Below are 12,628 nucleotides of genomic sequence, written 5' to 3' on the forward strand. Positions count from 1 at the left end.
TCAATTTATTGAACCTTGCGTTTATCACCTAATAATCCTATTACCAATCCGACAAACGTAAGGGTCATTATATTACTCATAAATTGCGAGGCAATGTATATAAATTTGCTATGCGCAAGGGTATACATTTCTTGTTTCACTTCGTCAAAATTAGGAAAATTCCATACATTCTCCATATTATTGGTAGCCTCAACAAATTTGCCGGCAACTTTCAGATCAAAAAATTCGGGATGGATTACTTCGTAATGCATATACATGATGGCACCTTCGAAGATAGAGGCAAAAAAAGCCATCGCTGCAACAAATAGTATACACTTGATTATACCCTTCGGTTTATCCGGGTCACTATTTCTATATTTGAAATAGAAAACATAAACCAACAAGAATGTACCAACACTCAACAACGACGAAAGATAAATAAACACATCTCCAGCAAAGCCACCGATGATAATGAAAAGGTACTTTACGATCCAAAAAAGACCTAAAATCGCACCATAATGCATTGCATATTTCAACATCGGAACTCTCTCTTGTTCTATCATTTTTTATCCTTAATTTTTGGAGCTACAAAGGTAATAAATTTGTTGCAAACCAACAGAATAATACATCAAAGTAAAGCATAAAAAAAGGATGTCAAAAATGACATCCTTTTTATTCTTATAGGCTTATATATTAAGCTTCTGCGCCGCTAGGAATTACAGATACAAATGATCTGTTGTCTTTCTTCTTACGGAATACAACTACACCATCTACTAGAGCAAAAATAGTATGATCTTTTCCAAGACCTACGTTTTCACCTGGATGATGAGCAGTACCTCTTTGACGAATAATAATATTTCCCGCTTTTACAGTTTCACCACCAAATTTTTTAACGCCTAATCGTTTACTTTCCGATTCGCGTCCGTTCTTTGAACTACCTACACCTTTCTTGTGTGCCATTTTCTATTCGATTTTAACTGATTAAGCAATAATTTCTTTAACTGTAACTTCAGTAAATTGTTGACGGTGACCGTTCAATTTACGATGTCCTTTTCTTCTTTTCTTGTGGAAAACAAGAACTTTGTCGCCTTTCACTGGTGATCCTACTTCAAGTACAACTTTTGCACCTTCTACTGTAGGAGCTCCAACAGTTACTGCTCCGTCTTTATCTACTAATAATACTTTGTCGAATTCTACTGTAGCTCCTTGCTCAGCGTTAATTCTGTGAACGAACAATTTTTGACCTTGCTCGACTTTCATTTGTTGACCTTGAATGTCTACGATAACGTACATCTGTCTATAATTTTACAGGTTTTGCGTCTGAGGCGAACCGCATTCGTCGCGATTTCTTTTTGGCCTATTGACAATCGGGTTGCAAAGTTAATATATCTGCTTGAAAAAGACAAATTTTACTCAGAAATTTTCTTTCCTCGGATTTGATATATAATTTCTTTAACATGCGCATCGTTCAGATTAGGATCAATAGACGAGTCCATCAGAATAGCAGTCAGCTTACTACTAGTAATATTCACTCTTATCGTCAATATATTTCCAGCAACCAATGCTACACCTTTTTCATCTTCAGTTGTGAAACCATCATTCTGCGTTATTGAATCGTTAGCAAGGGTATATGAATACATCTCATAAGCTATATCTTCACCATTTACCGAGTACGTGACTTCATAACTATACTTATCGAATGTTTGTATAGCTGTTTCGATTTTTAAACGATCGGCAAAAAACTTATTAATTGTACCTGTAGTAGTTTTATAATCGCTAGGAGCATCATCTGTTGGTACTATCTTAACCCCTTGCTCAATTAGTTGCCACGAAGTTCCTTCAAGCGATATCGCTGGTTTTCCATCTCCGCCTTCATATTCTTCGTAATCAGCATCGTTGCACGAAGCCAAAGAGACAGATATAGTAAGAAGAAACAGGGTGATCAATTGTAAAGTCCACTTTTTCATAAGTTGAATATAATGTGTTATTTAATCTCGGCAAAGGTAAAGCAAATTAGACAACCTTCAAACGAGTAAATCTTAAAACTATTGTATGTGTATCATTTTTTATGTTATTTTGCTTAACATACTTAGTTTCAAACTTTATGAAAAAATTTAAACTTCTGGTTTTACTTATCACCTTCATTCCTCTCAGCGTACATTCTCAAGAAGGACGTATTAATTCTATACGCATCGGAAATAATGATATAAGCAAAATGTCTATACCTGAGCTACATCTTGCAAAAGAGACTATCTACGCAAAACATAATTATACATTTACAAGCGATAGCAGCAATATATATTTCTCTCAATTTGACTGGTATACCCCCATGCATCGCAATTCATTAATCGTCTTATCTGAAGCCGAAGAAACTGCCATATCTATGATTAACGATCGGATAGAAAATCTTCTTTCCGAGAAATCACATCTTTCTGAAGGATTGGCTGCAAAAAGCAAAATCGAGAAATACAAAAACCTTACACCTAAAGAAAAAGGACATATCGGTTTATTTACATATTCTATCTCTGATGCCTTCGAATATAAAGACAGAGCAGGTCAACACGCTATTTTTCTAGGAGTTACCCCCCACAACCCATTCAGCAAGAAACAAGACAGAGCTGTATTTAACAATGTGATAAAAGCAGTTTACTGCACTATAGAAGATGGATATCTGACAAAGCAAATTGAAATAGAAGATTTGATTAATCCGCACAGTTCTCTTTTCGACATCCGATTTATGCCTCAGTATATATCCTTCGACGACATTGATCAAGACGGTCTTATCGATCCCATAATAACATACACGACAATGGGGAAAGATGGTTACCGAAATGGCAGAACAAAAATAAATCTTCTTTATAAGAAAACCATCATATCTATTGATATCCAAAGCTCCACAAAAGAGGAATATCTACTTATAAATACCAATACCAGATTTCATTTTCTCCCTGAACAAATCAAACAAAAGCTTATCAATCTTGTAGCGCAAATGAAAAATGATGGAGTATGTACGCTTGACAACAACTGGCAGACACATTTCAAGAATCCATTTCGATAATTACAAATTGAAAAGACAAGCATCTACTCACAAAACTATCTTTATGCGCATATTACATACCTATTTTTGACAAAAGAGAAAACAATATATAAAAACTCAAAAATAGCCACCTATTTTTTTGCAAATTCCGATCTTTTAGATGAAATTTGCAGTCGGATAAATTATCCAAAGAATATTGACTTAAAGATGTTTAAAACATTGTTTCTGTGACAACAGCACCAAACATAACGATAAAACCGAGACGTGCATCAAGACTCAGTATCTACGCTGCAATCAGTATGACAGCTACGGATAATTACGCATACAAAAGAGAACTTTTACGGGGTTCTCTTTTTTGATTCGATAAAGGTAAAGTGTTATATATAAAACTTATGTAATTTATGTCTAAGCTACGATTTAAAGCAGTTGAAGAGGCCCTCAAGAGACAGCCTCTGGAAGTGGAGAAACCACACAAAAAAACTTCGGAGTACTTCGGTGAAAAAGTTTTTAGCAGAAAAGCTATGGCCCAGTTTCTATCGAAAGAAACGTACAAAAAAATCATCGAGGCTATAGACAATGGCTTACCAGTAAACAGAGATATTGCCGAACATGTTGCTGCAGGAATGCGCACTTGGGCACTTGAGAATGGTGCAACACACTACACTCACTGGTTTCATCCGTTGACTGATGGTACAGCCGAAAAGCACGATGCTTTTGTTGAGCACGACGATCAGGGTGGTATGATTGAAGAATTTAGCGGCAAGCTTCTTGCACAACAAGAGCCAGATGCCTCAAGCTTTCCTTCGGGAGGTCTTCGTAATACCTTCGAAGCTCGCGGATACTCGGCATGGGATCCCTCATCTCCAGCTTTCATAGTTGGCAATACATTATGTATCCCTACTATTTTCATCTCATACACTGGCGAATCCTTAGACTACAAAACTCCACTATTAAAATCACTAGCAGCTGTCGACAAAGCTGCAACCGATGTTTGCAACTACTTTAGTAAAGACGTTAAGAAAGTTACAGCGCATCTTGGTTGGGAACAAGAATATTTTTTAGTTGACGAAGCTCTTTACTCTGCTCGCCCCGACTTAGCTCTTACAGGCAGAACACTTATGAGCCACGAAAGCGCGAAGAACCAACAGTTGGAAGACCATTACTTTGCAGCTATACCTGACCGTGTTATTAAGTTCATGGAAGAGTTGGAGTATGAATCTTACGCCTTAGGTATTCCGGTTAAGACTCGTCACAACGAAGTTGCACCTAACCAATTCGAGCTAGCACCGATATACGAAGAATGTAATCTGGCTGTAGATCACAACCTTTTGGTTATGTCGATAATGGATAAAGTTGCACGTAAGCACTCTTTCAAAATCCTTTATCACGAAAAACCATTCAAAGGAATCAACGGTTCGGGTAAACACAACAACTGGTCTTTGATTACCAACAATGGAATCAATCTATTCTCGCCAGGAAAAACAAAGATGGACAATCTACGCTTTATCACATTTGTTGTTAATGTTTTGGCTGCTGTTCACAAAAATAACGGCTTGATCAAAGCATCGATCTCTTCGGCAACAAACATACACCGTTTGGGTGCTAACGAAGCCCCTCCTGCAATCATCTCGGTATTCCTTGGATCTCAGGTGAGCGATGTACTTGACAAATTCGAGAAAAGCAGCGTAGAAGATGCAATCATAGTAGACAGCAAAAAGCAATACAACTTGGGTGTAGGCCGTATCCCTGAAATCTTATTAGACAATACAGATCGTAATCGTACTTCTCCATTTGCGTTTACAGGAAACCGCTTCGAATTCCGCGCTGTAGGATCGTCAGCAAACTGTGCATCATCAATGACAGCACTGAATGCATCACTAGCCGAACAACTTCGCGAATTCAAAGCCGAAGTAGATGCTCTGGTTAGCAAAGGAAAAACTAAAGAAGAAGCTTTGTATGATGTTTTGAAAAAATACATCAAATCATCGCGTCCAATTCGTTTCAATGGCAACGGATATAGTGATGAATGGAAGGCTGAAGCACAAAAACGCAAGCTAGATTGCGAAACCAGTGTTCCACTTATCTATGACAGCTATACCTCGAAACAAAGTTTGAAAACTTTTGAAGGAATTATGACCGAAGTTGAGCTTCATGCACGCAATGAGGTGAAATGGGAAATCTTTACGAAAAAGATCCAAATTGAATCGCGAGTTCTTGGAGATTTGGCCTTGAATCATATTATTCCGGTAGCTATCAGTTATCAGTCAATACTCATAACCAACGTTGCTAAACTGAAAGAAATCAGCGAAGATTACAAGACATTGGGAGCTGAACAACTACGATTGATCGAGAAAATATCATCGCATGTAAATTCTATCAATGCTATGGTACATCAAATGATAGATGCCCGTAAAATAGCAAATGCAATTGAAAGCGAACGATTGAAAGCATTATCGTATTACGACAACGTATTCCCGTTCTTCGATCAAATCCGTTATCACGTAGACAAGCTAGAACTTATTGTTGACAATGAAATGTGGCCACTACCAAAATACCGAGAGTTACTTTTCATACACTAAAAGAAAACAATATAAATTCGACAATATGAAAGCAGCCTTTTTCAGGCTGCTTTTTTTATCTATCTTTATAAAAAAAGTAGATTAATGAATAAAAACAGATATACGTATTTAGCCCTCATCTTTTTTCTGGCGGTTATATTTTCTTCGTGCTCTGTATCGCAGAAACAAAAACAGCTATACGATCCGCGCGAAGTAGCTGAATTATCAGATAAATTAGGTATTAGACTAAGTAATACAGACAAAGAAGATGATCGCAACATGGCACTTTATGCACAATCATCTTTATGGCTTGGCGTCAAGTACCGCTATGCCGGACTCACCAAACGAGGTGTAGATTGTTCCGGATTAGTTCATAATATATACAAAGAAGCTTACGGCAGAAAAGTACCAAGTTCAACAGCTGATCTAATCAAAAAATCGAAAAAGATCCACAACAAAGATCTCCGTCCCGGCGATCTACTTTTCTTTGCTACAACAAACAAGAAGAAGAAAATTAGCCACGTTGGCATCTATCTCAAAGATGGTTATTTCATACATGCCTCAACATCCCGAGGAGTTATGGTCAACCACATTTCGGAGAAGTATTATAAAAAAAGCTGGGTTAGAAATGGGAGACTTTGACTATAAAACAATTTTCACAATCTTTTAGAAATTCCACATTATTTGTTAAATAGATATATTTCAACACTTTAGTTTTCTACAAAAAGAACAAGTATTATCCTTTTTTTTTATTTTTGTCAGTTATCAAAATAGAAAATGAAAAAACTAGCGAAATATATACTTTGTTTTACAATCATTTTGTGCGGTTGTTCTACTCTTTCGGCAGCCGACAAAGAAAAGTCGCCATCGCCTTATATCGAGCTTGTTCCATCATCTGAACTGATTCGCATTAAAATTCCAAAAGGGAAATCGCTTTATCTCCCACTATACAAAAAAACAATTTCGCCACATAAACTTAGCGTTTATGGCCTAACATTTGACAGTTTCCATTCAGATATAAGTCTAACTGCAGATTCACTATCCAAAGAGATTGCGATCAGAAAGGAAATACAAGAACTATCTCAGAAATTAGGAATTGAAATAAAGGATAGAGACAAACTAGATCTATTCAGAACTGCTGCCGATTGGTTAGGAACCAGATACAGAAGAGGCAGTATGAGTCGCAAAGGTGTAGACTGCTCAGGATTTACAAACATAGTATACAACACTGTATTCGAGAAAAAAATTCCACGAAGCAGCTATGATATAGCAAGTAATCTTTCGGAAGAATTATCTATAGACGATCTTGCTCCAGGCGATCTGGTATTCTTCTCGACACTAGGCAGGAAACGAATCAATCATGTAGGCGTTTATTTAGGCGATGGAAGCTTTGTACATGCGTCGATAAAACAAGGGGTAATTGTCAGCACTCTGAACGAAGGTTATTATCAAAGAACTTTCAAAAAAGCAGGAAAAATATAAAAAGCCAAATTTTTCAATAAATATAGCAGAGTGTTACATGTTTGTTACACTCTGTTCTTTTTATGAGGAATATTTATGAAATTTGCTCTTTTATATGTATTTTTGATCAATAAGAAATTAAATATAGATGAGAAGAAAATTAACCATAGCATTAGTAGCTCACGACCATCGCAAGGCCGATATGGTAGAATGGGCTTTATATAATTCCGATTTTTTAGCTGAGCACCACCTTGTATGTACCGGCACAACAGGTTCGCTGATACATGAAGCATTCGCGAATAAAGGTATAGAAGCTGAGATAACGCGTATGAATTCGGGGCCAATGGGAGGTGATGCAGAAATAGCAGCAATGGTTGTTCGCCACGAAGTAGATCTGGCTGTTTTCCTAATAGACGACTTGAATGCACAGCCACACGAAGCCGATATTATGATGTTACTCCGACAGTGCAGAGTTCACAATGTACCTATTGCTTGCAACCGCTATAGCGCAGATCTGATGCTTACAAGCACGTTGTGGGACGATCCGAATTATATACCAAGCAAACCGCGTTACATAGAATTCGACCGCGCAATGTTTGAAGAAATGAAAGACAATAATAAATAAGATCATTCCCAGATATAAAGTCCTATAGCAGCATACGTTATAGGACTTTTTTGTTTCAGCACATAATACTTCAAAATATATTTTAGTTAAAACATTTTAATGGATGGTTATCTATCAATACCTTTGCAGTCCATTACTAGATAAAGAAAGGCCCAAATGAGCAACATTAAAAGTTTAAAAGGAATAGTTTATGCCATAGTTTCTTCCGGAACATTTGGCCTGATTCCATTATTTTCAATTCCATTGATGCAAGGAGGAATGAGCGAACCTTCTGTATTGTTTTTTCGCTTTCTATTTTCGGCACTTATGATGCTGGCAATATGTCTTATCAGAAGAGAGAATCTTAAAATAACACTGAAGCAAGCATATTCAATTGGTATGTTAGGCCTTCTGTATGCAGCAACTGCATTGTTTCTTATCTACTCATATCGGTACATTCCCAGCGGTATAGCTACGACTATACACTTTATGTATCCGATAGCAGTGAGCTTTATCATGATGATGTTTTTCAAAGAAAAGCGATCCGTCATCTTACTGTTGGCTGCTGCATTATCAGTCATAGGTGTTGTATTTATGTGCTGGACCGGAGGCGAGAATATTCAATTCATAGGATTGCTTGTAGCCGGAACTACAATAATTACCTACTCATTCTATATCGTAGGTGTCAATCAATCGAAAGTCGGTCGACTTTCGGCCGAAGTACTTACATTCTATATTGTACTAGCCGGAGCAATAATATTTTTCTTATTCGCTCTATTCAATGGAGGCCTTGGTACAATACCCGACCTTCCATCATTGGGCCGACTATTACTACTAGCCTTTTTATGCACAGTAGTTTCAGACTTCACCCTGGTGCTAGCTATCAAGTTGGTAGGGTCAACTATATCCTCAATCCTAGGATCGATGGAACCCGTAGTTGCAGTTTTGGTTGGAGTTCTTTACTTCTCTGAGAGCTTTAGTATATTCAGTTTTATCGGAATTGCACTGATTATTATTTCAGTCATCATGGTCGTACTGAAAAATGCCAAGAACGAAGAAAAAGAAGGTGCGCACGAATACCTCTAATCCGCCATACTATTCGAACATATAGTTTTCGAGCCTTTCGCCAAACGAAAGGCTCTTATTTTGTATATTTGCTGAGTTTCTAATTCAACAAGCTACAGCGAATGTCATTATTAGCTCTTACGTGGGATATTAATCCCGTATTATTTTCGATAGGCACATATTCTGTCAGATATTACAGCATACTTTGGTTGGTAGCTTTCGCTGCAGCGTTTTTTATACTTCGCAACTTTTATATAAAAGAAGATCTAAAAGTAAGTGCGCTCGAGACATTGACAATATATGTTTTTGCCGGAGCATTTATCGGGGCCCGATTAGTCCATTGTGTTTTCTATGACGGAGCTTATTTCTTAACGCATCCTCTGGAAATTATTATTCCTTTCACAAAAGATACCGATGGTAATTGGATTATGACCGGCTATACCGGTTTGGCTAGCCATGGAGGAATACTAGGAATGACTATAGCCTTTCTCATCTACTGCAAAATATACAAAGTCGATCCTTGGGATATTGCCGATAAAATGGTCGTCATAGGTTCGTTAGGAGGTGTACTTATCCGAGTAGGAAATTTTTTCAACTCCGAAATGATCGGCAAACCAGCCGATCTTCCTTGGGCTGTAATATTCAAAGAAGTAGACAATATCCCCCGACATCCTTCACAATTGTACGAGGCTATAGCATACATCTTTGTATTCGCTATCGTTTACTACCTCTATACAAGAAAACGAGAGATGCATGCTCTGGGATTTATTGCCGGAATTGCAATTTTTCTAGGATTCGTAGCTCGTTTTTTTATCGAATACACAAAAGTATCTCAATCAGAGTTCGAAGATTCATTGATGCTCAATATGGGACAAATACTCAGCATTCCATTTATCTTAATTGCTGCTTGGGTGATATATCTCAAACGAAAGCCATTAACAGATATATAAAACAGGAAAGAGGACGAAAGTCCTCTTTCTTTATATTACGATATATCATTATAGACTCGAGAATGAAACAGAGAAGGTATCTCCATCAGAGACATTACCCGTTTGCAAACCCTTTTTCAACCAACGCGAACGCTGTGCCGAAGTTCCATGATTGAACGAATCAGGCACAGTATAGCCTTGCGCTTGCATCTGCAGACGATCATCGCCAATCTGAGATGCTGCATTCAGTCCTTCATCTATATCTCCTTCTTCCAGAGAGCTGTATTTCTTATTATCATGGTACGCCCATATGCCTGCATAAAAGTCGGCTTGTAACTCAAGACGAATATTCAGCTTGTTGCTTTCTTTTTCGCTCATACGTTGTTGCTGTTTCTGAACATCGGCCAACACCCCCAACAGATACTGCACATGATGTCCTACTTCGTGTGCAATGACATATGCATAAGCGAAATCTCCACCTGCACTGAGTTTGGTTTCCATTTCTTCAAAAAACGAAAGATCAATATATACAGTCTGATCGGCCGGACAATAAAATGGTCCCGTCGAAGAAGATGCATTCCCGCAGCCAGAAGTTGTTGCTCTAGTATATAAAACCATCTTTGGCGGAACGTATGTCATGCCATTCTTAGCAAATATATCAGTCCACACTTCTTCTGTACCTCTCAAAATCTGATTCGAGAATTTAGCCAAAGCATCTTCTTCAGCTGTAGGTTCATATGTAGATTCCGACATTGTCAGATTATCGCCAAGCTGGCTTGTCACTACATCCATCGGATTACCTCCAGTCAGCCATACTATCAGACCAACAATAATAAGTCCTCCAATACCTAACGAAGCTTTACCTTTCGAGCCACTTCTACGGCGATCATCTACGTTATCGCTTTCTCTTCGTCCATCCAGTCTCATAAATATTTGTTATAGTTTCTGTTATACATTATGTTGAGGAACCAAAAATAGTAATTTTTTCGAATAATAGATATGTATCATACATGAACAATTTCTATCAAATGAAAAGCCCCCTTTCAAACAAAGGAGGCTTCTTTATTATATTGAGATGCTGTCTGATTATTTAGCTTCTAATTCGTCCAGATTAGCATCTAATGTCTCAACTTTTTTCTCGATCAATTCCATTTCTTCTTTCAGGCTCTTGATCTTCACATTCACATCTTTCAACAGTCCGCTTGCACCTTTCGATGATATGGACAAGAAGTTCATGTTATTCTCATAAGTCTGCAGATCGGTCTTAAGTTTGTTGTATGTATGCAATAGACGATCGCGCTCGCGTAACAATTTGCGTTTTGCATCACCGCCACCAGCTTTCGACATATCGTCCAGATTAGATTTGAATGCATCCATTCTGCGTTCTGCTTTATCCACTTTCAATCGATCGTATTGAGCATCAACTGCTGCATGGAATTCTTTGTAAGCACGATCTTTTTCTTTGAATGGAACAAATCCTATAGCATTCCACTTTTCAACCAATTCGCGTACTTGCGAGATTGCATCAGAAACATCTACAGATGTATCAATAGCATTGATCTGAGCTACGATCTCTTGTTTTGCTTTCAGATTAGCTTCCTCCTCAACACGTTGCGAAGAAGAATTCTTTTTCTTTTGCTCGAAGAAATAATCACAAGCTGTAACAAATTCTTTCCAGATTGCATCAGAATATTTGCGTGAAACAGGTCCGATTTTCTTCCACTCTTTCTGAATGGTCACCATCTCGTCTGTCGTTTTTTTCCAGTCTGTACTATCTTTCAATTCGTTTGCACGTTTTGCCAAAGCTCTTTTCTTTTCCAGATTTTCATCCATGCTATCTTTGGCTTTTTTGAAGAACGAACTTTTCTTTTCAAAGAAATCATCGCAAAGTTTACGAAATTCTTCAAAAATCTGATTGTTGAACTTGCGCGGAACAAAACCAATCGTTTTCCACTCAGCTTGTAATTCTATTACACCTTTACTAGCTTCATCCCATGCCTTCATCGAGTCGATAGCCGAATAATCCATAGCTTTCAGCTTGTCGATAATTGCAGTTTTTTTAACAAGATTTTCTTCTTCCTTGCCTTTCAGTGATTCGAAATGTGATTGATAGCGTTTATTGATTTCTGTAGAAGCAGCTTTGAAACGTCCCCAGATTTCTTCACGAAGTTCTTTCGCAACAGGACCTATTTCGCGCCATTGATCGTGGAAATTTTGCAGCTGATGAAATGCCGATACATGATCTTCTTCCTCTATTAGTTTTTCTGCAGCCTCGATAATTGCTTCTTTCAATTCCTGATTTTTCTTGAAATCATAATCACGGAATTCGTTATTTATCTTTATCAGATCATAAAAGATTTCACTATAATACTGATACGATTTCCAAAGTTCTTTTTCTTTCGATGCCGGAACCAGTTTTATATCATTCCACTCTTGCTGAATATCTTTAAAATCTTTATACAGTTTATTGAAGTCTTCTGTACTCTCTGTTAATTCTTTAAGGTGATCGATCAGTTTAAGTTTCTTTTCGTAATTTTCTTCTCTCAAACGATCTTCGGCTGCAACTTGAGCCGCTCGTTTTTCTTTGATCTTTGCCAAAAATGTCTTCAATACATCCTCTTGCGGATCTACCGATGGTTTGAATTCCGACTCATCGTTACCTGCTTCCAGAAAAGTAGCCTTTTGCTCTTCGATGTCCTTGCTTCTCAATCTATAGTAAGCTTGCTTCAAAGCTTCCACCTCACTACGATGAGGTACTTCTGATTGCGCTATTAAATTTTTAAGTACTTCGAGAATTTCATCTTTCGTATCGAAATGTTTTTCGTTTGATGCTTCAGATTGAATTTCATCTTGTGCTTCCTGAGTTTTTTCTGCTGGAATATTATTTTGATTCTCAACCGATTCATTTACCGGAGTAACCTCTTCCATATTCTTTTCAGCGTCTAGGTTCTGAGTCATATCGTTAAATTATTATAATATTTAGATCAAAGTACAA

13 protein-coding genes are annotated in these 12,628 nt (G+C 37.5%); 7 read left to right on the forward strand and 6 right to left on the reverse strand.

The window, feature by feature from the left end; all coding sequences use genetic code 11:
• Positions 1 to 5: 5 nt before the first annotated feature.
• From C1A06_RS14220 to C1A06_RS14235, 4 genes are all read right to left on the reverse strand, one after another.
• On the reverse strand, positions 6 to 542 hold the full coding sequence (locus tag C1A06_RS14220) for a DUF4199 domain-containing protein (protein WP_101690811.1): 537 nt from the start codon (positions 540 to 542) through the stop codon (positions 6 to 8).
• Between the two features lie 130 nt (positions 543 to 672).
• Complete coding sequence (rpmA, locus tag C1A06_RS14225) at positions 673 to 939, reverse strand: 50S ribosomal protein L27 (RefSeq protein ID WP_101690812.1); 267 nt, start codon at positions 937 to 939, stop codon at positions 673 to 675.
• A gap of 21 nt (positions 940 to 960) precedes the next feature.
• Positions 961 to 1,272, reverse strand: a complete 312-nt coding sequence (rplU, locus tag C1A06_RS14230) for a 50S ribosomal protein L21 (protein ID WP_101690813.1) — start codon at positions 1,270 to 1,272, stop codon at positions 961 to 963.
• A gap of 116 nt (positions 1,273 to 1,388) precedes the next feature.
• Positions 1,389 to 1,946 carry a hypothetical protein gene (locus C1A06_RS14235; protein ID WP_101690814.1) on the reverse strand — a complete coding sequence of 186 codons (558 nt, stop codon included), beginning with the start codon at positions 1,944 to 1,946 and terminating at the stop codon, positions 1,389 to 1,391.
• Positions 1,947 to 2,083: 137 nt separating this feature from the next.
• Between C1A06_RS14235 and C1A06_RS14240 the strand changes: the two genes are divergently transcribed.
• The 7 genes from C1A06_RS14240 (at position 2,084) to lgt (ending at position 9,654) form a co-directional block, all read left to right on the forward strand.
• Entirely contained in the window at positions 2,084 to 3,037 is a 954-nt protein-coding gene (locus C1A06_RS14240) for a M949_RS01915 family surface polysaccharide biosynthesis protein (RefSeq protein WP_159461427.1), read from the forward strand.
• Between the two features lie 380 nt (positions 3,038 to 3,417).
• Positions 3,418 to 5,595 carry a glutamine synthetase III family protein gene (locus tag C1A06_RS14245; RefSeq protein WP_101690816.1) on the forward strand — a complete coding sequence of 726 codons (2,178 nt, stop codon included), beginning with the start codon at positions 3,418 to 3,420 and terminating at the stop codon, positions 5,593 to 5,595.
• 84 nt (positions 5,596 to 5,679) lie between these two features.
• The gene (locus C1A06_RS14250) at positions 5,680 to 6,216 is read left to right on the forward strand and encodes a C40 family peptidase (RefSeq protein WP_101690817.1); all 537 of its coding nucleotides are present in this window, start codon (positions 5,680 to 5,682) and stop codon (positions 6,214 to 6,216) included.
• 135 nt (positions 6,217 to 6,351) lie between these two features.
• A complete protein-coding gene (locus C1A06_RS14255; protein WP_101690818.1) occupies positions 6,352 to 7,056 on the forward strand; it encodes a C40 family peptidase in 705 nt (234 codons plus the stop codon).
• Between the two features lie 127 nt (positions 7,057 to 7,183).
• Positions 7,184 to 7,660, forward strand: a complete 477-nt coding sequence (locus C1A06_RS14260) for a methylglyoxal synthase (RefSeq protein ID WP_101690819.1) — start codon at positions 7,184 to 7,186, stop codon at positions 7,658 to 7,660.
• Positions 7,661 to 7,825: 165 nt separating this feature from the next.
• Positions 7,826 to 8,725: an EamA family transporter gene (locus C1A06_RS14265; protein WP_101690837.1), complete on the forward strand. Its 900-nt coding sequence runs from the start codon at positions 7,826 to 7,828 to the stop codon at positions 8,723 to 8,725.
• 101 nt (positions 8,726 to 8,826) lie between these two features.
• Complete coding sequence (gene lgt, locus C1A06_RS14270) at positions 8,827 to 9,654, forward strand: prolipoprotein diacylglyceryl transferase (RefSeq protein ID WP_101690820.1); 828 nt, start codon at positions 8,827 to 8,829, stop codon at positions 9,652 to 9,654.
• Positions 9,655 to 9,702: 48 nt separating this feature from the next.
• On the opposite strand, the gene ypfJ is transcribed toward lgt, so the two are convergent.
• Both ypfJ and C1A06_RS14280 read right to left on the reverse strand, forming a co-directional pair.
• Entirely contained in the window at positions 9,703 to 10,560 is an 858-nt protein-coding gene (ypfJ, locus tag C1A06_RS14275; RefSeq protein ID WP_101690821.1) for a KPN_02809 family neutral zinc metallopeptidase, read from the reverse strand.
• A 159-nt stretch (positions 10,561 to 10,719) separates the two neighbouring features.
• Positions 10,720 to 12,591 carry a DUF349 domain-containing protein gene (locus tag C1A06_RS14280; protein ID WP_245872081.1) on the reverse strand — a complete coding sequence of 624 codons (1,872 nt, stop codon included), beginning with the start codon at positions 12,589 to 12,591 and terminating at the stop codon, positions 10,720 to 10,722.
• Positions 12,592 to 12,628 lie beyond the last annotated feature (37 nt).

It is taken from the genome of Dysgonomonas massiliensis, from assembly GCF_900240225.1.
GTDB classification, from domain to species: Bacteria; Bacteroidota; Bacteroidia; order Bacteroidales; family Dysgonomonadaceae; genus Dysgonomonas; species Dysgonomonas massiliensis.